Origin of the sequence: Bacillus sp. AK25 (assembly GCF_048270685.1) — a bacterium.
Taxonomy (GTDB): Bacteria; Bacillota; Bacilli; order Bacillales; family Bacillaceae; genus Bacillus; species Bacillus altitudinis.
In genome coordinates this window covers 3,395,125-3,414,618 of the sequence record NZ_JBLUWC010000001.1, presented here as the reverse complement: position 1 = coordinate 3,414,618, position 19,494 = coordinate 3,395,125, and the positions used below count along the sequence as shown (strand labels likewise).

Sequence of the window (19,494 nt, the reverse complement as noted above, 5' to 3'; positions counted from 1 at the left end):
TTCTATAGGGCAAACGACATCAGGATAGGCGCTGCACATAATGTAATAATGGCCGAAATGATCATGGACACACTTGAGATCGTGCCTGAGACCGAGCTCAGTTCAAAGGCCTTCGATGTGCCTGCACCATGTGCTCCTGTACCAAGCAGAACGCCCATTGCAATGTCATTATCAATACGGAAATAACGGATAACCAATGGTCCAATGATTGAGCCAAATAATGCTGTTAAAATGACGAAGACAGCCGTAACGGACGGCATCCCGCCAATCATTTCAGACACACTCATCGCAACGGGTGTTGTGACGGATCTTGGGACGAGGCTCTCGATCAGACTCGTATCCAAATGAAACAATTTAGCGATAAACGCTGTTGATAAAATCGCAACGATAGAACCGCAAGCCACATTCAAAATAATTTCTACTGCATGCTTCTTCAGAATATGAAAATACTTATATAAAGGAATGGCAAATGCCACAGTCGCAGGCTGAAGCATATTTGTCAGCCATTTTCCGCCTTGATTGTAAGCATCGTAAGGAATGTTCACGATTAACAGCAAGACCACAAGAACAACCGGTGTCACAAGTAAAGGGGAGACATAGACTTTCGGATGACGTTTATAAACCGCTTTTGATCCGAGATAGATCAGAATGGTTAGGATCAAGAATAGTCCGCCAACTAACATAGCTTTTTTCGCTCCTTTCTTTTCGCAATCATCTGTGTCATCATGCCAGTCGAGAGCATGACCACAAAGGTACTAAGTAAAACCACAAGGACAATACTTGTGCCAGATTGAGAAAGTAATGTTCCGTAATCAATCACACCTACTGCTGAAGGGATAAAGAAGAGCAGCAGTTCTCCGAGCAGCCATACGGCGCCAAGTTCAATCCATTTTAATTTAATGATGTTAAAATGAAGTAATAAGAAAATGACAAGAATGCCTAAGATCGTGCCCGGAATTCTTAAATGCAAAAAGGCCGCTAGCACATTCATCAATTTCGCAAAAGCAAATAAAGCCATAATCTGAAGGGTAGCAATCAGCGACGTTTTGAGCAATTGCACTTTCTGTTCACTCCTTTTTCTATATAAATTGTTCACTGTTTCACAAAAACAACACAACGTTCTAATCGGTGAGCTTACTTTAAAGTGTACAGCACGTTCTGTTATAGGTAAAATACATATATCGAATAGTTAGTATTCCTTTTGTCTATAGAAAGGGTGAACCATGTGGACATCAGACATTTAACATATTTCTTAGAAGTGGCACGGTTAAAGAGTTTTACGAAAGCATCGCAATCGCTCTATGTGTCGCAGCCGACCATTTCCAAGATGGTCAAAAACCTAGAGGATGAGCTAGGTGTGCAGTTGTTTTACCGTAATGGCAGACAGGTTGAAATGACAGATGCTGGACAAACCATGTATACACAGGCGAGTGAAATCACACAATCCTTTCAGAATTTAACGAGTGAATTAAATGATTTAATGAATGTGAAAAAAGGACATATCCGAATAGGACTGCCGCCCATGATTGGATCAAGCTTTTTCCCAAATGTGATGGGGGAATTCCGCCAGCAGTATCCAGATGTCACCTTTCAATTGGTGGAGCACGGCTCCATTAAAGTAGAGGAAGGGGTAGAGGATGGATCATTAGATATTGGTGTCATTGTTCTGCCTGCAAATGATAAAATTTTTCATACATACACCATCATTAAAGAGAATATGAAGCTTGTCACCCATCCATCACATCCGATGGCAGAACGTGATGAGGTTCATTTGGCTGATTTAAAGGAAGAGTCTTTTATTTTCTTTCGAGAAGATTTCGTTCTGCATAGCCGAATCTTAAATGAATGTATGAATGCGGGATTCAGGCCGAACGTTATTTATGAAACGTCACAATGGGATTTCATCAGTGAAATGGTTGCTGAGAACCTTGGAATCGGGCTTCTGCCTGAACGGATTTGCCGTGATCTAGATCCTGATAAAGTGAGGATCATTTCCTTAAATCCGTCTATTCCGTGGCATTTGGGTGTCATTTGGCGAAAGGACCGCTACTTGTCTTTTGCTGCAAGAGAATGGTTAAAGCATACAAAATCCTACGTCTGGGATGCAGAGTAAAAGGGAGGACGATACAGATGAAATTAAGCTGCGTGTCTCATCTTTTGGAAAAGGTTCGAGCGGAAAATCCGCTTGTCCATAATATCACCAACCAAGTTGTGACGAACTTTACAGCGAATGGACTGCTTGCTTTAGGTGCTTCTCCAGTCATGGCAAACGCCAAAGAAGAAGTGGCAGAAATGGCGCAATTAGCGGATGCACTTGTGCTGAATATCGGCACACTAACAAAGAATACAGTGGAGGCGATGGTCATTGCTGGACAAGCGGCCAATGAAAAAGGTGTAACGGTTCTATTAGATCCTGTTGGTGTTGGTGCGACAACGTTTCGGACGAGTGCGGCGAAACAGCTGTTACAGCAAGTGGACATCACTGTTGTTAGAGGGAATACTGCTGAAATAGCTCATTTAATTGGAGTGAATGGCTGGCAGTCAAAAGGAGTTGATGCACAAGGGGCAAATGGAGATGTATCGTCTTTAGCAAAGCAGGCGGCAAAAGCCCTTCAAACCGTTGTGGCGATTACGGGAAAAGTGGATGTCGTGTCAGATGGAGAAGAGGTTCTATCTATTCATAATGGACACGAATGGTTAACCAAGGTGACAGGGACTGGCTGTTTACTCACCTCTGTCATAGGGGCATTTTGTGCAACAGGGGAACGGCCAATTCATGCGTCGGCATCAGCGCTGCTGTTTTATGGTGTCGCTGCAGAAAAGGCAGCTCAGCAGACAGAAGAGAAAGGGCCAGGCACCTTTCAAATCGAATTGTTAAACGCGCTATCCAATACAAATGGTCAAGATGTGATCACGTTAGGAAAAATAGGGGGAGTTTTGCATGACGAAGGTTGATCAGCAGCTAATCAAACAGCAATTATCGGTTTATTTTATTATGGGAACAGCGAATACAAGCCGGCATCCGCTTGAGGTGGTAAAAGAGTCCATTCAAGGCGGGATCACGATGTTTCAGTTTCGTGAAAAGGGTGAAGGTGCTCTGCAAGGTGAAGAAAAGAAAAAAATCGCTCAGCAGATTCAAGCGCTTTGCCAAGAAGCGAATATCCCCTTTATCGTAAATGATGATGTACAGCTTGCAATCGATCTTGATGCAGATGGTGTCCATGTTGGGCAGGAAGATACACTTGCACTAGACGTACGGCAAAGGATCGGGAATAAAATATTAGGCGTGTCCACGCACAATCTAGATGAAGTGAGACAAGCGATGAAGGACGGGGCAGATTACGTTGGGATGGGTCCAGTCTATCCTACAGAAACAAAAAAGGATACACGCAGTGTCCAGGGTGTTTCTTTAATCAACGAAGTACGTCAACACGGTCTTCACATTCCTATTGTGGGCATCGGCGGGATCACGTATGAAAATGCGGCACCAGTCATCCAAGCGGGAGCCGATGGCATTAGCATCATCAGCGCCATTAGCCAAAGCGCTGATCCGAAAAAAGCTGCGGAAGAACTAACATCTCTTGTCGAGTCAGAGAAAGCAGCTCTTTCATCTGTAAAAGACATGGATTGACTCATCCATGTCTCAGCGTGTAGACAAACCCTCGCATTCGGTGTCAGTCCTGCGCGCTGGTACTCACGAATGTCAAATTCGCTCCGTGAAAGTAGCTGTCCTTCCTAGACTTCAAAGGTTTTCTATCACGCTGAAAAGAAGACAAAGGGCTAAAATAAAGTTCATTTTAGCCCTTTGTCAACAATCTGAGACATGGATTAACTCATCCATGTTTTTTCTTATCTGCTTGAAAAATAGACAGTAGAGATACAATTGTGTACAATCTAATTGTTCTATTGTTTTCGAAATGACAGGTAAATAAAGGAGAATGAATGATGGAAGTGCTCGATACGTATTTTCGCCGATATGATGAAGCGGGAAAAGGGCAAGAGCAAATGAACGAATTGCTGGCATTGTTTTCAGATGATGTCATGATTGTCTTAAATGGTGCTGAAAAGCCTGGCATCCAAGCGTTCACACAGTTTTTGAACACATTTTTCCACGTACATGAAGACATTAAGCATATGTGGGATGGCTGGGTGAAACGTGAAGATGGGAAGTATGAAACAAACTGGGCTGTTTGCGGAAAGTTAACAGACGGTCGTGTATATACAGCAGAAGGCATTGATATTGCGGAGCTGGATGATCAAGGAAAGATCGTTTATTTAGAAAACGTCCCGAAAAACCCAGAGTTATTCCAGCGATATTAAAAAGCCGGCAGAGCAGCCGGCTTCTTTTATTTGTCTAACGAATAAGCGTCAATCGCTTCTTTAGCAGATGTTTCTTGATCAAAAAGAAGATATCGGCTGTACACTTCGCTTAAATGCAGGGGACCTTCGTCTAAGTTTTCAACTAGCTCAAAGATATCTAGTACGGCTGCTAGTTTTGTGGTTGTTTGTCCATGATCTCCATTTTCAAATGTCTCATCTGGAAAATGGTCTTTGACGATTTGTTTCACTTTTCGATTGTTTTTTGCTCTCACTAAAATGATTCGTTCCTCAAAGATTTTATCCGGTCTCACCTTTGGTGAGGAGCTAGATTCAAATAATAATTTTGCTGAGTACAATTTATGCATATGTTTCACTTCTTCCTTGTGGGGTGAATTTCCAGTATGTGTTTAAAATGATAACATAAGAATAACAAGAGAATTGAAGTCTATGGGGGTAATAGGGTTGAAAAGAATCATTGATAACAGAGGAGAAGTTCATGAAATTCTGTTGATCATCATCACATGCTGTTCGTTGATCACGTTGAGGAAATGTGACAAGTTAGAAAGATATAAAGAGAGATTAAAAGGCCAATTTATCCCATATTGAGTACAGTTTTGAAATAGCAAGAACACTGAAAAAGCCGGCAGAGCAGCCGGCTTTTTCTCATCAATCTGTATCCATATGCATGCCTGTGTGTGCTTTTACTTGAATTTCTGTAAAGGTGTCTTCATCTGCTTTTTCAGAGGAGAAAATGGTGCCTAAGTAAGCCGCAAGGAATCCGAGCGGGATCGAGATAATCCCAGGGTTCGATAGTGGGATAAGCGGCTCTCCTGTGAAAATTGCTGCCCCTGATGGGTCCCAGACGCTTGGGCTGAGTGACACGATCAGGAGTGCGCTCAGAAGACCTGTTAAGCTTCCTGCGATAGCACCTGTTGAGTTAAATCGTTTCCAAAAGACAGTGAAGATAATCAACGGTAAATTCGCACTTGCTGCCACTGCGAAGGCAAGTGACACAAGAAAAGCAACGTTTAAAGATTGCGCAAATAATGCAAGAATGATGGAAAGGATGGCCACGCCGATGGAAGCAAAGCGTGCCGCCTTCACCTGTTCCCGTTCACTCGCTTTTCCTTTGCGGATAATCTGGCTATAAAAATCATGGGCAAAGGCAGACGCGGCGGATAAAACAAGACCGGTCACCACTGCCAAAATGGTCGCAAAGGCAATAGCGGAAACAAAGGCAAATAAAAAATCTCCCCCTAGGGCCTGTGCAAGCAGTGGTGCTGCCATGTTTCCTGCTGCATCGGCTGCCGTAATTGCATCTGTTCCGACAAAAGCAGCGGCACCGAAGCCGAGGAAAACCGTCATTAAATAAAAAATCCCGATAATCCACGTAGCGGATAGAACAGATTTACGCGCAGAAATGGCATCCTTTACTGTATAAAAACGGATCAAAATGTGCGGCAAACCTGCTGTTCCTAGCACAAGGGCAAGGTTCAGAGACAGGGTCTCTAAAGGCACATCATATTTATTTCCCGGGTGAAGAAAAGCTTCACCAAGCGGGGTCGCTGTTTTCATCTGCTCAAACATCTTCAGCAGGCTAAAATCAAACTTGGCAAACACAAGCAGCGAAATAATCAGCGTGCCCAGCATGAGAAGCACAGCTTTCGTGATCTGTACCCAGCTGGTTGCGATCATGCCGCCAAACACGACATAAATAGTCATCAAGACACCTACGATCAGCACCGCAATCCAGTAATCAATGCCAAGAAGCAGTTTGATTAATGCACCTGCCCCAACAAGCTGTGCAATCATATAAAAAGTTGAGACTGTGATTGTGTTAAATGCGGCTACCCCTCGAATGGCAGGACGCTTAAATCGTGCAGCAATCATATCAGCCATCGTATATTTTCCTAGATTTCGCAGTGGTTCAGCCACGACATAAAGGACGACAAGATACGCTACAAGAAAGCCAATACTATAGAAAAAGCCGTCAAATCCATTTAAGGCGATCATGCCGGCGATCCCTAAAAATGAAGCAGCAGACATATAGTCCCCGGCAATGGCAAGGCCGTTCTGAAACCCAGTCAGACCGCCGCCTGCGGTGTAAAAATCACTCGCATTGCTTGTTTTTTTCGCAGCAAAATACGTGATGACCAATGTGAGACCAACGATCGCTATGAATAAAATAAAAGCGGTCATACTCATTCGTCATCACCTCTAGATTCAGTTTTTAAAGCGCTTACATATTTGTCGAACTGAGCTGCTTTTTTTGCATAGAGCCCACATAAAACCCATGTCATCACAAATTGCGTGAGGGCAAATAACCAAGCCCACGTGATCGCTCCAATTGCTGGCGTGTTCAAAAAGGTGAAGTAGGATGTAGCAACCGGAAGTGAAAAGTAAAAGAGAAAAAAGAAAATCGTCATCGGTACGATAAATCTGCGTTTTTCCTCAAGAAGTTTTCGAAAATCCTTTGAAGCGGCAACCTTCTTATAATGAACGTTTTTGTCTGCCATTGTTTCCTCCTTTGTACGAATTAGGGACAAGGTACTCCAATGCATATGAGACGATCTGGTTGTTTATGACAGTATATCATAAAAAAGGCACCCGAAAAGGGTGTTTAGCCTGATCAATTGTGGATATAAATATTGGGAAAATGAAAATAAACACAAGAAGCTGGAAATCAAATATAAGATCAAAGAAAAAAACTCTATGATATCCATTGTCACATGGTCTGTAGATTCGATTTAGCAAATGAAACATTTGAGGTCATAATGCGTTGGCATATTAATATCAAGAATTACATTACATAAACATGTAGAGAAGCAGGCTGATGGAGCCTGCTTCTCTTTTAATATTTTTTCCCAAGACGTGTCGTATGTGAAACTGTTTTAACATGCTTTTTACGCTTGGAATCTTTGTAGACAGATAAGACAAATTTGTTGTTCCAGTATCCATTTTTCGGGCTGTAGTATGTTTTGAATGTGTAATGAAAGACTTTTTGACCGGTTGATCCTGAAGCTGTAGTTACTGTTGTAGCGAGTATGGCTATTACTTTTAGTGTCAAGACTGCGCCAGCTACAGCACCGGTCCCTGTCGGTAATGCCAAAATTGTTGTTGTCACAAGAACGACAATAGCAAGAGTAACGTTGAATTTGTTTTTATAGGTTTTTACAAGTCTCCATTGATAATCTTTGTTTGATTTTGTGTTAAATTCGCCGTCTTCACTTAATAATTCTGGTCCAGCTTCTTTAAATTCTTTAATGTCTACTAGTTCATTGTTGATACGAAGTTCTTCTGTTGCCCGATCAAAAGAGACGGTATCTATTTGTTCACCATTATCAATCGTTATTGTTTGAGTGCTGCCTTTAACTACAGAATTGAAAGTATGTAGTTTGCCTTCAATTTCAGTTTGATAAGATTCTTTAATTCCTTGAGGTTCTTGGGTTACTGCGGCTACGGTTTGTAATGGAACTGTTAAAAATAGCGTCATGCCTAAAAGCCCGATTATGAACTTGTTCATTTTGGATATTTCCCCCTTGTTTTTTGTGCAATAATAAACATATGGATAAAAAATGCTTTTCTTTTAAAAAAAGTTAATTGAGGAGTGATTGATGTGTTTTGGAATTGGGTAGTAGGCATGATCGGGATAATCATAGGGGCTTGTATCTTTGCAACGGAGTTCGAAGATGCTACTTTCTTCACTCGCTTTATTTTCAAGCTTATTGCGATTTTACTTCTTGTGTTTTCAGTGGCTTTTATTAAGTGGCGGCGTAAAAAAATACAACAGCATAATAATTCATAGTACTCCCTCCTTTTTTGACATGTTTTCATCCTATCATTGATCGGTTTGAATTTGGAAATTCATTGGAAAATTTCTTTTTGGGTTGCGGTGACCGCAATTTAGGTTCTTTTATAAGGGAGGCGAATGTATGATGACGGTAATATCAGTATTGATGATGTTAAATGGTGCTTGTTATTTTGCTGTTTATATGAAAAAACGTAAGAATAATAAAGAAAAAGAGATGGGGTATAAAGTTATTTTTGCTGTTGTTTTCTTTTTATTGAGTGTCCCATTCATCAATATGGTCATTACTGGATAATAAAGAACAGGCTGAAGAGCCTGTTTTTTGTTACTTAAAATACATGGCGCCTATTTCAAAAACACCACTGCGATTACGTATAAAAATCGATATGTCTTGTGCCCTACTTGCTTAAAAAGTGCTTGCGCTATGCCGAAAATTTTACAAATCAATGGATAAATAGGGTTTTATTAGGAGTTATTATGCTAACATTTATTAAAAATTGGTTTTCTAGGGGGATTGTAAATGGCTTCTATACCGTCTCCAGTTGTAGCGATCAAGATAAATGAATGGTATAAGCAAATAAAAAGATTCAATGTTAAAGAGGCTCAGAAGCTAAGAGAAGAGGTTAGAAAAGAAATCGATGTCATGGAAGAAGATGAACAGGCGGTTCTTTATTTTCAGTTGATGGAGTTCCGTCATCAATTGATGACAGACTATGTGCAGCCTTCTAAAGAACCACTTGAAAAATCGGATTACTTGAAAGCTATAGAAGGACAAGGAAAGAAGATGTCAGCCATTCTTGAATACTATTTTAATTTTTTTCAAGGGATGTATGAATTCAAAAAAGGAGAGTTTATTAGAGCTATTGTGTTCTATAAGCGCGCGGAAAAGCGCCTAGAGCAAGTAGGGGATGAGTTAGAGAGAGCGGAATTTTATTATAAATTATCAGAAGTGTTTTATCACATGAAACAGACACACGTGTCTATGTATTACGTTGGTCTTTCTTATGATACTTATAAGGCACATAAGAGCAATTCTCTTTATATGATTCGAGAAATTAATTGTCTAACTGTTATGGCAGGTAATTTCATTGATTTTGAATGCAGAGAAAAGGCGCTGCCTCATTTATTGTCAGCTTTAGAAAAATCTAAGGCAATGTCTAATAAGCCAATGATTGTGAAGTCATTATTTAATATTGGGTGTTGTTTTAAAGGATTAGGTGATTTTAATAGGGCACTAGCTTATTTTAATCAGGTGATTCTAGAAGGAGAGCCTATTAATGCTACAGAGTTGCTTTTGGTTTATTATGAATTATCGTTATTTCATTTGAGTCAAAAGGAATTTATTGAGGGTGAAAGATTTTTCAAAAGAGGCTTGGAAGAAGCGAAGAATAGAAAAAATGATCTATTTTTATCGTTACTGATGGTATTGGACATTTTATTTTTAAAAACAGCAAACCTAAGTGAAGTCTTGAGCTCATTGGAAAAATTAGAGAATGAGAGGGGTTATCCATACATGGAAGACCTAGCGCTCGAAGCGGCTCGGTACTATAATGAGAATGGGCGTATGGATGAATCTGTAAAAATGTATGAAAAAGTGATGTACGCCCGAAAACAAATCCAAAGGGGCGACTGTTCATATGAATTTTAAAACGGTTCTTACTGGTTTTTTGAGTGCTTCGGCATTGCTAGGTGTGATCTCATTATCATCTGTCGATTTTGATGTGAATTCAAGAAATGCTACTTCTCCAGAATCCACTGATCTGACTGTAAGAAATGCTACAGGCAGTAGCGTTACTACTGAGGATTTTCCTCTTATAACTTTATCTCAACAAGATAACGATTTTGCTGTGAGGAACGGAACCCGTTCTAGTGAAAATCCTGATGTTCGTTTTGGAACCCGTGATTCTAGATTATCTACTTGATGAATCAAACAGATCTTTAGGGTCTGTCAGGCTGTCGAGGAAATCTCGACAGCCTAATTGTCCCCATTAAAACTTACATCTCTCCATTTTATAATAGAGAAAAGCATATACAATAACGGATCGGAGTGGTTATCGGTTCTACAAATCAGATCCGAAAGCATGTGCTCCGTGTCCTTTTCTTGAAAGCTGCACAAGATCTCAAAAGCACCAAAAGGCCATTTCAAGACATGTGTGGAAGGCCTTTTCATTCATTCTCACCTAACATCATGACGTGGAAAATAAAAAAGAATGTAGAAAAATAGGAGTTTCTCTACATTCTGGGCACCCGAAAAGGGTGCTTTCTACCGATAATGCGCAAGAAATGTTTGTCTTGCTTTTTCATATGCTTCTGCATCAAAATGATCTCCGCATTTGTGAATACACCAGGGCTCCACTTGCCTTGCAATCCCAACCTCATATCCCTGCTGTGCAAACTCAAAAGATTGTGACACATCATAAAAATGAAAGCCGTCTAAAAGATCCTCACGCCACTTGATATCATATTGTGTTGCCATAAAAAGACCGTCAATAGCAGAAGCTTTGATATAGCCTTGGGTTTCTGTCTGTGGATGACCAGATTCAAACGTCAGTAGCTGATAGGTGTCGTGCCGATATTCAATGACTTTCCCTCTGCAATCATGGCTCTCCCACCAGATTCCATTGTCTGGCACACTTTCTGCACCTATTACCCCAAGCATGCCAAGTGACGGATTTTGCAAGAAAAGTGGGATCAGCTCGACAAGCATATGCTGTTTGACGATGAGTGTATCTTGATGAAGATAAATTTTAAACTGTGCAGGATGAGTGAGAGCTTCATTGTATGCAGAGGCCATACTTGATGCATGTCTAATGGGCAAAACCTCTACATGATACCCGTGCGGAGCAGGAAGTGAAGCGAGCTGCTGGAAGCAAGCTTGAAACATCGACTCATCATTTACACATAAAACAAATAAGATGGTGGGGCTACTCATTGAGTTGAACCGCCTCAACCACGTATTGATAGGCTGTCGCTGCCTCGTTAAAATCAAAACGGATGCCATGTTTTACGAGTAATTCATGTAGATCATTCATGACGCCCGTATAGGAAGGGTGTTGTACACGAATGGTTTCAAGCTCACGAACATGAAACCCGGCTGACTGAAAGAGGGCATGAATTTCGTGAAGGGTAAAGAAGCGTAAATGTGTTTGATCCATTAACCCTGCATCTGTATAAGAAAATCTCCCAGCCAGTAATTCTAAAACCGTTGAAATATGACCAATATTCGGAATGGAAGACAAGATGACCCCTTCCTTTTTCAGAAAAGGTTTGACCTTTTTTAAAACGGCCCAAGGGTCTAATAAATGTTCAAGGACGTCTCCGAAAATGATACAGTCAAATTGTTCATGCTGATAAGGGAGCGCCATCTGTTCAATATTGCCGCATAAAACATGATCCAGCGCTTTCTCAGCCTGCTTTGCCGCATCTTCAAAAGATTCAATTCCGTATATGGTACGGTCTTGTTGTTTTAGGACTTTGCCAAGCTGGCCTGTGCCGCATCCGATATCCAAGATAGACGTCCATTCCTTGCGAATACGATGGACAATCACAGGGTTTACACCGTGATAATATTGATCCTTCTTTTGATGATAATAAGATAGGGAATCTGAACTCACGCGCCACCCACCTTTCTTCTTTCTTGTGTCTTATGCTTAATATATGGGTGGGGAGCTTGGTTTTATAACGAAAATGGGCAATTTTCATGAATGACAGCTAAAAAGGGGTCATATAAAGAACAGGGAACGGACTGTCCTCCTAAAAATAGAAAGACAGAACCCCATTGAGTGGAAGGGATTGGTATGATGAGGTGTTCAATTATTGTAGCGTATCGTCATGAAAGGATGTTTAAAAGGTCAATTGACAGGTTAGAACTTTAGCCAAAGCAATCTGAAAGACAAAGGATAACGGCGTTGATTACGGTTTGTTTATCATCTTCTGATCACCGTTGGATGTTAAAAAAGCTTGTATTTCCTCGATGCCTAGTCCAATTTTTTTCGCTTCTTGAATCAAATAAACCCACTCTTCGTCAACTCTTCTTTTCACTTGCGTATCCATAATATCCTCCAGTTCAATAAGACATATTCATCTGCAACCAATGACTTGAACAAACCGTCTAGTAACTGTACGTGTATGTGAATGGAGTACAAAAATAGATTTTTGTCGAAAAATGATGACATTTAACCTATTTTGTAAAATCTATCACCTACCACGTCCCTAAAAAAATGACTAAAAAACCCATAAATATTGAATTCTTACTTCTCATAATAAACAATTGTAAAGTCAGTTAAAAGATTATAAATTAAAATAATGATAAAGACCTGAATCATTTGACTCATATAAACCAATGAGGTTCACATATGCCATCAACGAGAACAAATTTCATCTTTGCAGGACGCACATATTGTTCGTTTGGGAAGTTCTTCTTAAGATGGTATTCTAAAAGAAACAGAATTCACCAAGAAGGAATGAAGAAAGACATGTATAGCCTTTTTCAAAAGTATCAAGAAGTTGTCATGTATCTGATCATGGGTGTGTGTACAACCATTGTCAACATAGTCAGCTTCTATTTATTCGTTGAGATGTTTTCTATGGATTACAAAACAGCAACGGTTGTTTCATGGGTATTTGCTGTGCTCTTTGCTTATATCACCAATAAGAAGTATGTCTTCAAGCAAAAGGCTCGTGACACAAAAAGCCTGATGCGTGAGCTTTCTTCATTTTTTAGTGTCCGTCTCATGTCTCTAGGTGTAGATCTGGGGCTGATGATTTTATTTGTGAGCCAAATGGCGCTCAACGAAACCGTCGCAAAAATTCTTGTTAACTTTGTGATTGTCGTGGTCAATTATGTCGCCAGTAAATGGTTCGTCTTCAAGAAAACAAAAGAAGATGCGATTTAACACATGAAAAAGATAGGTGATGTGAAATGAGCAGCAGGCCAGACGAATTATATGATGCCATATATCAACAAACAGAAAAGCAGCATGAACAAGTGTTGAGGCTAGTCAAAGAAATGACCGCACATCCAGAAGCATTTTCTGAACAAGAAAAGGAAAAGATCAACCGGATGGACATTGCGCTTCAAACAGCAACGGACATTTTAGAAAATTTAATGACCCCTGATACGCAAATGACCATTGTTTTAAGACAAGGGAGAATTCGTGTTGACCTAACGAAAGCGTAAAAGAAGCAGCCAATTGAAAAGCGGCTGCTTTTTATTATGCATCGCTTGTTTCCCGGAGTTGCTTTGGAGACATGCCGATTTTCTTTCGAAAGACTTTATTCAAGTAATTCGCGTTTCGGTAGCCGCACTGTATGGCGATTTCTTCAATCGAGTATTTCGTTGTTTTCAGTAACGTTTCCGCCTTTTCTAAACGAATATTGGTTAAATAATGAATCGGTGTGAAGCCAGTTGCCTTTTTGAATTCCCTCGTAAAATGACTTTTGGATAAACGTGCCGCAGCTGCCATATCGTCAGGCCCAATCTCCTCGTGAAAATGGTGGCTTGCAAATAAGGCCGCTTGGACGATGGGCTCAGGCCATTTCTCCATTTGTCCCTCAAGCTTTGGCAAATATGAATACAGTTCCATGACAAATTGATAAGCAAGGCTAGACCCCTCAAATGGATTGGTAATCCGTCTTTCACTGGCTTCATCATAAATCCTCTTTAGCAGGCGGATCGGTTTGGAATTCGGATGAAAACGCATGACCTGCTTTCCTTGATCGATAAATTGATCAAAGCAAAGGTCACAGGCTTCCCCATAAAGTGTTAAATAGAGAAATTCCCAATGTTCACTGTCTTCTGGAAAATAGTATTGATAAGCACTAGGGCTTTTCACCAGAAAGGCCTGTCCAGGCAATACTTTGAATCGTTTCTGTCCGATTTCAATCATGCCGTGTCCAGACAGTGTGAGCTGAAAGATGCACTTGCCCTGATCCTTCCGCTCTACGCCATTCCAGCTGTATAACGAAGATGATTGAACTTCCCAGCCAACAGACCAGATTTGGGCTGGCAATGTCACATCAGAATGGTGAAAACGAAATGCAAATGCTTCCTTCTTCAAATTGGAAACCCTCCTTCACAGCAAAAAACAACCTTTTTCTATTTTGAATCATGTTACACCTCATATCACATCGTACCATTCACAGCAAAAAAAGGGTATTTTTTAACGATTTTTTTACCATTGAACTTCAGCTGACAGGGCAACTAAAATAAGATTATCAGAAGAGAAAAGGGGAATGGATATGATCGACACATTACGAGCAGCATTTTACCAGCAATTTGGAGATCAAGAAGAACTCCGTTATTTTTTCGCCCCAGGCAGAGTCAATCTGATTGGTGAACACACAGATTATAATGGAGGCCATGTCTTTCCATGTGCACTCACCCTTGGTACATATGCTGCGGGAGCAAGGCGGTCAGATGGACGAGTTAGAATGTATTCCTTGAATTTTGAAGAAGAAGGTGTGAAAGAGTTCGACCTTTTTGAAATCGCTTTCGCAGAATCGGACGGCTGGGCGAACTATCCGAAGGGAGTATTCCAACAGTTTATCGAAGCAGGCATGGATGTGAAAGAAGGCTTTGATATTGTGTATGCTGGCAATATTCCAAATGGCGCAGGTCTGTCATCTTCTGCCTCTATTGAGCTCGTCACGGCTGTCTTGATCAATGAATGGTCGTCATTCGGCGTAACGCAAATCGACCTAGCCCTTCTTGCGCAGCGTGCTGAAAATGAGTTTATTGGTGTGAACTGCGGCATTATGGATCAATTTTCAATTAGTCTTGGAAAAGACGGTCACGCTATTTTGCTCAATTGTGACACGCTTTCCTTTGAATACAGCCCATTTCGGCAAGAGGGTCTGGCACTTGTCATTGCCAATACAAATAAAAAACGAACACTTGCAGATTCCAAATACAATGAACGCCGTTCAGAATGTCAATCTGCTTTAAGCGATCTTAGAAAAGAATTAGATATCGGTCATTTATGTGAGCTCACGGAGGATGAATTCGCTAAGCATGACCATTTGATACAAGATGAAACGTGTAGAAGACGTGCAAGACATGCCATCACGGAAAACGAGAGGACCATGAAAGCAGTAAATTTTCTAAAAGATGATAAAATGGAAGAACTAGGTGCTCTCATGAAGGCGTCTCACCTTTCTTTAAAGAATGATTATGAAGTCACTGGGCTTGAGCTAGATGCACTGGCCGAAGCCGCATGGCAGCATCCAGGGGCGATTGGTTCCCGTATGACAGGTGCTGGCTTTGGGGGCTGTACCGTCAGCATTGTGAAAGAAGAGCTACTGGACTCATTTATAGAAGAAACAGGTGCGATTTATCAAGAAAAAATAGGCATTCAAGCCTCTTTTTATACAGCTGGAATTGGAGGCGGCGCTAGAGAATTAACGAAGGAGGAATTTTGATGGCAATTTTAGTATGTGGGGGAGCAGGTTTTATTGGCAGTCATGCGGTAGCGGCTCTTTTGGCTAAAGGAGAACAAGTGGTGATTGTGGATAATTTGCAGACAGGTCATAAAGAGGCAGTCGTAAAGGGTGCCGTATTAGAAGAGGGAGATTTAAGGGATCACGCTTTTTTAAGACGGGTGTTTCAAACGCATGACATTGAAGCGGTCATGCACTTTGCGGCAGATTCACTTGTTGGAGAAAGTGTAACAGACCCGCTGAAGTACTATGACAACAACGTCGGAGGGGCAACGGCTTTACTTCAGGTGATGAATGAATTTGATGTGAAACGCATTGTATTCTCTTCAACTGCTGCGACATATGGTGAACCAAAGCGTGTACCGATCGTTGAAACGGATGAGACGAACCCAACAAATCCTTATGGGGAAACAAAACTGGCGATTGAGAAAATGCTGAAGTGGTCTGAGCAGGCATATGGTATTGAATACGTTGTGCTTCGCTATTTTAATGTAGCCGGTGCTCATACAGAAGGAATTGTCGGTGAAGATCATCAGCCAGAAACGCATTTAATCCCGATTATTCTACAAGTGGCTTTAGGAAAGCGTGATCAAATCATGATTTACGGTGAGGATTATGAAACAGAGGATGGCACATGCATTAGAGACTACATTCATGTCATGGATTTAGTAGAGGCGCACATTCTAGCGGTTGAGCGTCTGCGTGAAGGAAAAGGAAGCGCGACGTACAACTTAGGGAACGGCACAGGTTTCTCTGTGAAGCAGGTCGTAGAAGCTGCAAGAGAAGTGACGGGGCATGCCATTCCAGCACAGGTGGCAGAAAGACGTGCGGGTGATCCAGCTAAGCTAATTGCTTCATCAGAAAAAGCGCTGAAAGAACTAGGATGGAAGCCGCAATATGCAGATCTCCACACCATCATTCAAAGTGCATGGGATTGGTTTCAGAAACATCCAGATGGCTATCAAAGTGAGTAACGTGTAGCAGGCAAGGGAGGAGACAAAGGGAATGGCGATTGATATTTTTGAAAAGCTAGAACAGCTGATTCAATACGGGATCAATAAAGAGCTAATATCACCACTAGATATGGATTATACAAGGAACCGGCTGCTAGAGGTGCTTGGTCTCGATGATGCTGAGGCAAGAACAGTCTCAGGAGACAGTGACCTTGAAGACATCTTAATGCCGATGCTCGATTGGGCAGTTGAAACAGGCCTTATTCCTGACGGGACAGATACGTATCGTGATTTATTAGATGCCAAAATCATGGGTTGCTTGGTGGCGCCTCCGAGTGTCATCTATGCAAAGTTTGAAGAGAAACGCAAGCATTGCGGACCAAAGGCAGCGACAAGCTGGTTTTATGAAATGCAGCAGCATGCCCACTATATTCATACAGGCAGAATCGCCAAAAATGTGCGGTGGTTTACAACGACAGAAGATGGTGAGCTTGAGATTACGATTAATCTATCGAAACCGGAAAAGGACCCAAAAGCGATCGCTGAAGCCAAAAAGCTGAGTCAAAAGCAATATCCTCTTTGTCTCCTTTGTAAAGAAAACGTTGGGTTTGGGGGACGCATCAATCACCCAGCAAGACAGAATCACCGGATTATTCCGGTAACACTTACAAATGAGTCGTGGTTTATGCAATTCTCGCCGTATGTGTATTACAACGAACATTGTATTGTGTTCAAGAGCGAGCACGAACCAATGCAGATATCTAAAAAGACCTTCGAGCGTCTGCTTTCCTTCATATCTATATATCCGCACTATTTCATAGGATCAAATGCTGATCTTCCCATTGTTGGAGGTAGCATATTAAGTCATGACCACTTTCAAGGTGGTGCTCATGAATTTCCGATGGCGAAAGCAGAGATGGAGGAAGTGTTTTCTCTCGAAAAGTTTCCGAGGGTGAAGGCGGGTATTGTGAAATGGCCGATGTCAGTGATCAGGCTTCAAAGCAGCGACCAGCAGACACTTGCGGAGGCAGCGGATTTTATATTACATGAGTGGAAAATGTATTCAGATCCAGAAGCGGGGCTGTTCTCTCATACAGGAGAGACCCCGCACAATACCATTACACCAATCGCACGCCGTCATGGGGATGAGTACGAATTAGATCTCGTGCTACGAAATAATCGTACAGACAAGCAGCACCCAGGCGGAATCTTCCACCCGCACAAAGAAGTTCATCATATTAAAAAAGAGAATATCGGTTTAATTGAGGTCATGGGTCTCGCCGTCCTTCCTGGAAGATTAGCAGAGGAATTAAGCCAGCTAAAAGCGTCGCTGCTATCCAAAAAACCTCTTGAAGAAATCAAAGCCTGCCCGTCTATCATGAAGCACGAGTCATGGGCAGAGCGCCTGATCGAAGAGAATACCTTTACGAAGGACAACGTAGAAACCATCTTACAAAAAGAAATCGGCCTCATTTTTTCTCGTATACTCGCGCAGGCGGGTGTGTTTAAAAGAACAGAGCAAGGGAAAACAGCATTTAAACGTTTCATTCAAACACTCCATACAGGCAGGTGATGAGTTGATGATTGAACAGGTAAGAACTTTAATGGAAGAAAAACAACTCGACGGAGTTCTCATTCAAAAGCGTAATAACTTTTCTTGGCTTACAGGAGGAAGAAGAAACCACATTGTGTTAAACACGCCAGAGGGCGTTTGTCAGCTACTTGTGTTGAAAGACGATATTGTCCTAGTTGTGAATCAAATGGAAGAAAAACGAATCATTGAAGAAGAAATGGCGTATTTTGACCATCCCTTTCAAGTCGTCACAATGGATTGGTTTGAGGATGAGACTCCTTACATTCAAACACTCATAAAAGACAAACGAATCGGTGCGGACATTCACATGGAAGGAGTGGAATGGATCGAACCTGATTTGTCTCGTGTTCGATCGATCCTTTCAGCGCCACAGCTCAGCCAATACGAAACCCTTTGTCATGAAACAGCGGTTATTGTAGAAAGTGTCTGCCAAGAAATCGTTCCAGGACAGACGGAGCATGAAATTGCTTCGCTTGTTGCTCAAAGAGCGATCAGGCAGGGGATGACGATAGAAGTGCTGCTTGTGGCGACAGATGACCGGATTCATCAATATCGCCACCCGATCCCAACAGAAAAAGCACTTCAAAAGCATGCACTGGTTGTCCTTTGTGCTGAACGGCATGGACTCGTGGCAAATGTCACAAGATCCGTTTACTTTGGACAGCTACCAAAGGAGCTTGAAGAAAACAAGGAAAGGCTTGCGCGAATTGACAAGGTCATGAATGCGGCTACTCGTCCAGGGAAAACCATTGGAGATGTATTGAAGGCAGGCATTGCTCAATATGAAAAAGAAGGATTTCCTGATAGCTGGAAAAAGCTTCACCAAGGAGGCAAGACTGGATTTGTGTCTAGAGAGATCATTGCAGTTCCTTCATCGGTGGAAGAGATCCAGCTTCATCAAGTATTCACTTGGAATCCTTCCTTAGCAGGATTGAAATCAGAAGATACGATGGTCGTCGAGAAAGAAGGAAATCGCTTTTTAACCTATACAGGCAAGTGGACGTATATAGACATAGAACATGAAGGAAGCATCTATAGACGACCAGACATTTTGGTGAGAGATGAATAAATGAGAAACCGGCGATAAGCCGGTTTTTTGCTGGAAGTCTTTAGCGAGTTTCCACTCATTTATCACCATTACCAATCATTACAGCGCATAGGCGGAGGATCGATACTTTCTTTTCTTGTCGACTTGCGTTAAAATGAGTAAGGTTTTTGTTAAATATGGGGATACCTATTTTAGAATTGTTTACCTAGATAAAATTTCATTAAGTTAAATTGAAATTTGACCAAACTTTTTTATTGTGGTAAACCTAAATTTGACAAAGTTCTTGATTGTTTGTCCTTTGCCTTCAACTCTCAACTTTTCAAATTCCTAGAAA

General features: G+C 41.4%; 23 protein-coding genes. 13 read left to right on the top strand and 10 right to left on the bottom strand.

Features of this window, described 5'->3' with window-relative positions; all coding sequences use genetic code 11:
* Window positions 1-2 precede the first annotated feature (2 nt).
* A complete protein-coding gene (locus ACNO7B_RS17705; protein ID WP_007497850.1) occupies window positions 3-683 on the bottom strand; it encodes a CidB/LrgB family autolysis modulator in 681 nt (226 codons plus the stop codon).
* Entirely contained in the window at window positions 677-1,060 is a 384-nt protein-coding gene (locus ACNO7B_RS17700) for a CidA/LrgA family holin-like protein (protein ID WP_008345527.1), read from the bottom strand. The genes ACNO7B_RS17705 and ACNO7B_RS17700 overlap by 7 nt, the downstream gene beginning before the upstream one ends.
* Before the next feature lie 165 nt (window positions 1,061-1,225).
* Between ACNO7B_RS17700 and cidR the strand changes: the two genes are divergently transcribed.
* From cidR to ACNO7B_RS17680, 4 genes are all read left to right on the top strand, one after another.
* Window positions 1,226-2,113 (top strand): cidABC operon transcriptional activator CidR, encoded by an 888-nt coding sequence (cidR, locus tag ACNO7B_RS17695; RefSeq protein ID WP_060781545.1) that lies wholly within the window; start codon window positions 1,226-1,228, stop codon window positions 2,111-2,113.
* Window positions 2,114-2,130: 17 nt separating this feature from the next.
* Window positions 2,131-2,955: a hydroxyethylthiazole kinase gene (thiM, locus tag ACNO7B_RS17690; protein WP_417901776.1), complete on the top strand. Its 825-nt coding sequence runs from the start codon at window positions 2,131-2,133 to the stop codon at window positions 2,953-2,955.
* Window positions 2,942-3,631: a thiamine phosphate synthase gene (thiE, locus tag ACNO7B_RS17685; protein WP_254506308.1), complete on the top strand. Its 690-nt coding sequence runs from the start codon at window positions 2,942-2,944 to the stop codon at window positions 3,629-3,631. The genes thiM and thiE overlap by 14 nt, the downstream gene beginning before the upstream one ends.
* 314 nt (window positions 3,632-3,945) lie before the next feature.
* Window positions 3,946-4,320 carry a nuclear transport factor 2 family protein gene (locus ACNO7B_RS17680; protein WP_008345523.1) on the top strand — a complete coding sequence of 125 codons (375 nt, stop codon included), beginning with the start codon at window positions 3,946-3,948 and terminating at the stop codon, window positions 4,318-4,320.
* Window positions 4,321-4,346: 26 nt separating this feature from the next.
* On the opposite strand, the gene ACNO7B_RS17675 is transcribed toward ACNO7B_RS17680, so the two are convergent.
* From ACNO7B_RS17675 to ACNO7B_RS17660, 4 genes are all read right to left on the bottom strand, one after another.
* Complete coding sequence (locus tag ACNO7B_RS17675) at window positions 4,347-4,685, bottom strand: DUF4288 domain-containing protein (RefSeq protein ID WP_035702487.1); 339 nt, start codon at window positions 4,683-4,685, stop codon at window positions 4,347-4,349.
* A gap of 301 nt (window positions 4,686-4,986) precedes the next feature.
* Window positions 4,987-6,525: a cation acetate symporter gene (locus ACNO7B_RS17670; RefSeq protein ID WP_282833292.1), complete on the bottom strand. Its 1,539-nt coding sequence runs from the start codon at window positions 6,523-6,525 to the stop codon at window positions 4,987-4,989.
* Complete coding sequence (locus tag ACNO7B_RS17665) at window positions 6,522-6,836, bottom strand: DUF485 domain-containing protein (RefSeq protein WP_025208191.1); 315 nt, start codon at window positions 6,834-6,836, stop codon at window positions 6,522-6,524. Before ACNO7B_RS17665 ends, ACNO7B_RS17670 begins: the two co-directional genes overlap by 4 nt.
* Window positions 6,837-7,171: 335 nt before the next feature.
* A complete protein-coding gene (locus ACNO7B_RS17660; protein ID WP_417901775.1) occupies window positions 7,172-7,843 on the bottom strand; it encodes a hypothetical protein in 672 nt (223 codons plus the stop codon).
* Window positions 7,844-8,255: 412 nt separating this feature from the next.
* Here ACNO7B_RS17660 and ACNO7B_RS17655 point away from each other — a divergent pair, with 412 nt between their 5' ends.
* From ACNO7B_RS17655 to ACNO7B_RS17645, 3 genes are all read left to right on the top strand, one after another.
* Complete coding sequence (locus tag ACNO7B_RS17655; RefSeq protein ID WP_155403686.1) at window positions 8,256-8,423, top strand: hypothetical protein; 168 nt, start codon at window positions 8,256-8,258, stop codon at window positions 8,421-8,423.
* Between the two features lie 225 nt (window positions 8,424-8,648).
* Complete coding sequence (locus ACNO7B_RS17650; RefSeq protein WP_400912988.1) at window positions 8,649-9,776, top strand: tetratricopeptide repeat protein; 1,128 nt, start codon at window positions 8,649-8,651, stop codon at window positions 9,774-9,776.
* Complete coding sequence (locus ACNO7B_RS17645) at window positions 9,766-10,050, top strand: hypothetical protein (RefSeq protein ID WP_017360144.1); 285 nt, start codon at window positions 9,766-9,768, stop codon at window positions 10,048-10,050. Before ACNO7B_RS17650 ends, ACNO7B_RS17645 begins: the two co-directional genes overlap by 11 nt.
* A gap of 341 nt (window positions 10,051-10,391) precedes the next feature.
* On the opposite strand, the gene ACNO7B_RS17640 is transcribed toward ACNO7B_RS17645, so the two are convergent.
* The 3 genes from ACNO7B_RS17640 to ACNO7B_RS17630 all read right to left on the bottom strand — a co-directional run bounded on the left by ACNO7B_RS17640 (window position 10,392) and on the right by ACNO7B_RS17630 (window position 12,181).
* The gene (locus ACNO7B_RS17640) at window positions 10,392-11,060 is read right to left on the bottom strand and encodes a glycosyltransferase family protein (protein ID WP_417901774.1); all 669 of its coding nucleotides are present in this window, start codon (window positions 11,058-11,060) and stop codon (window positions 10,392-10,394) included.
* Complete coding sequence (locus ACNO7B_RS17635) at window positions 11,053-11,742, bottom strand: class I SAM-dependent methyltransferase (protein ID WP_017368290.1); 690 nt, start codon at window positions 11,740-11,742, stop codon at window positions 11,053-11,055. Before ACNO7B_RS17635 ends, ACNO7B_RS17640 begins: the two co-directional genes overlap by 8 nt.
* 298 nt (window positions 11,743-12,040) lie before the next feature.
* Entirely contained in the window at window positions 12,041-12,181 is a 141-nt protein-coding gene (locus ACNO7B_RS17630) for an anti-repressor SinI family protein (RefSeq protein ID WP_008345506.1), read from the bottom strand.
* A gap of 458 nt (window positions 12,182-12,639) precedes the next feature.
* Here ACNO7B_RS17630 and ACNO7B_RS17625 point away from each other — a divergent pair, with 458 nt between their 5' ends.
* Both ACNO7B_RS17625 and ACNO7B_RS17620 read left to right on the top strand, forming a co-directional pair.
* Entirely contained in the window at window positions 12,640-13,023 is a 384-nt protein-coding gene (locus ACNO7B_RS17625; RefSeq protein ID WP_024719496.1) for a GtrA family protein, read from the top strand.
* 26 nt (window positions 13,024-13,049) lie between these two features.
* The gene (locus ACNO7B_RS17620; RefSeq protein WP_008345502.1) at window positions 13,050-13,307 is read left to right on the top strand and encodes a hypothetical protein; all 258 of its coding nucleotides are present in this window, start codon (window positions 13,050-13,052) and stop codon (window positions 13,305-13,307) included.
* Window positions 13,308-13,341: 34 nt separating this feature from the next.
* On the opposite strand, the gene ACNO7B_RS17615 is transcribed toward ACNO7B_RS17620, so the two are convergent.
* Window positions 13,342-14,187, bottom strand: a complete 846-nt coding sequence (locus ACNO7B_RS17615) for an AraC family transcriptional regulator (RefSeq protein WP_330546791.1) — start codon at window positions 14,185-14,187, stop codon at window positions 13,342-13,344.
* Between the two features lie 181 nt (window positions 14,188-14,368).
* On the opposite strand from ACNO7B_RS17615, the gene ACNO7B_RS17610 reads away from it, so the two are divergent.
* From ACNO7B_RS17610 to ACNO7B_RS17595, 4 genes are read left to right on the top strand one after another with little or no spacing between them, the layout of a single operon-like run.
* Entirely contained in the window at window positions 14,369-15,547 is a 1,179-nt protein-coding gene (locus ACNO7B_RS17610; RefSeq protein ID WP_045034054.1) for a galactokinase, read from the top strand.
* Window positions 15,547-16,539, top strand: a complete 993-nt coding sequence (gene galE, locus ACNO7B_RS17605) for a UDP-glucose 4-epimerase GalE (RefSeq protein ID WP_017368288.1) — start codon at window positions 15,547-15,549, stop codon at window positions 16,537-16,539. Before ACNO7B_RS17610 ends, galE begins: the two co-directional genes overlap by 1 nt.
* A 31-nt stretch (window positions 16,540-16,570) precedes the next feature.
* Window positions 16,571-18,091, top strand: a complete 1,521-nt coding sequence (galT, locus tag ACNO7B_RS17600; protein WP_417901773.1) for a UDP-glucose--hexose-1-phosphate uridylyltransferase — start codon at window positions 16,571-16,573, stop codon at window positions 18,089-18,091.
* Window positions 18,092-18,098: 7 nt separating this feature from the next.
* On the top strand, window positions 18,099-19,181 hold the full coding sequence (locus ACNO7B_RS17595) for a M24 family metallopeptidase (RefSeq protein ID WP_417901772.1): 1,083 nt from the start codon (window positions 18,099-18,101) through the stop codon (window positions 19,179-19,181).
* Window positions 19,182-19,494 lie beyond the last annotated feature (313 nt).

What these genes read in the sequence shown, in the direction of transcription:
- ACNO7B_RS17705 (WP_007497850.1), bottom strand. Translation starts at nt 683, where the DNA reads ATGTTAGTTGGCGGACTATTCTTGATCCTAACCATTCTGATCTATCTC.
- ACNO7B_RS17610 (WP_045034054.1), top strand. Translation starts at nt 14,369, where the DNA reads ATGATCGACACATTACGAGCAGCATTTTACCAGCAATTTGGAGATCAA.
- ACNO7B_RS17625 (WP_024719496.1), top strand. Translation starts at nt 12,640, where the DNA reads ATGTATCTGATCATGGGTGTGTGTACAACCATTGTCAACATAGTCAGC.
- ACNO7B_RS17660 (WP_417901775.1), bottom strand. Translation starts at nt 7,843, where the DNA reads ATGAACAAGTTCATAATCGGGCTTTTAGGCATGACGCTATTTTTAACA.
- ACNO7B_RS17680 (WP_008345523.1), top strand. Translation starts at nt 3,946, where the DNA reads ATGGAAGTGCTCGATACGTATTTTCGCCGATATGATGAAGCGGGAAAA.
- galT (WP_417901773.1), top strand. Translation starts at nt 16,571, where the DNA reads ATGGCGATTGATATTTTTGAAAAGCTAGAACAGCTGATTCAATACGGG.
- ACNO7B_RS17655 (WP_155403686.1), top strand. Translation starts at nt 8,256, where the DNA reads ATGACGGTAATATCAGTATTGATGATGTTAAATGGTGCTTGTTATTTT.
- ACNO7B_RS17670 (WP_282833292.1), bottom strand. Translation starts at nt 6,525, where the DNA reads ATGAGTATGACCGCTTTTATTTTATTCATAGCGATCGTTGGTCTCACA.
- ACNO7B_RS17630 (WP_008345506.1), bottom strand. Translation starts at nt 12,181, where the DNA reads ATGGATACGCAAGTGAAAAGAAGAGTTGACGAAGAGTGGGTTTATTTG.
- ACNO7B_RS17665 (WP_025208191.1), bottom strand. Translation starts at nt 6,836, where the DNA reads ATGGCAGACAAAAACGTTCATTATAAGAAGGTTGCCGCTTCAAAGGAT.
- ACNO7B_RS17620 (WP_008345502.1), top strand. Translation starts at nt 13,050, where the DNA reads ATGAGCAGCAGGCCAGACGAATTATATGATGCCATATATCAACAAACA.
- ACNO7B_RS17645 (WP_017360144.1), top strand. Translation starts at nt 9,766, where the DNA reads ATGAATTTTAAAACGGTTCTTACTGGTTTTTTGAGTGCTTCGGCATTG.
- ACNO7B_RS17640 (WP_417901774.1), bottom strand. Translation starts at nt 11,060, where the DNA reads ATGAGTAGCCCCACCATCTTATTTGTTTTATGTGTAAATGATGAGTCG.
- ACNO7B_RS17675 (WP_035702487.1), bottom strand. Translation starts at nt 4,685, where the DNA reads ATGCATAAATTGTACTCAGCAAAATTATTATTTGAATCTAGCTCCTCA.
- thiE (WP_254506308.1), top strand. Translation starts at nt 2,942, where the DNA reads ATGACGAAGGTTGATCAGCAGCTAATCAAACAGCAATTATCGGTTTAT.
- ACNO7B_RS17650 (WP_400912988.1), top strand. Translation starts at nt 8,649, where the DNA reads ATGGCTTCTATACCGTCTCCAGTTGTAGCGATCAAGATAAATGAATGG.
- thiM (WP_417901776.1), top strand. Translation starts at nt 2,131, where the DNA reads ATGAAATTAAGCTGCGTGTCTCATCTTTTGGAAAAGGTTCGAGCGGAA.
- galE (WP_017368288.1), top strand. Translation starts at nt 15,547, where the DNA reads ATGGCAATTTTAGTATGTGGGGGAGCAGGTTTTATTGGCAGTCATGCG.
- ACNO7B_RS17595 (WP_417901772.1), top strand. Translation starts at nt 18,099, where the DNA reads ATGATTGAACAGGTAAGAACTTTAATGGAAGAAAAACAACTCGACGGA.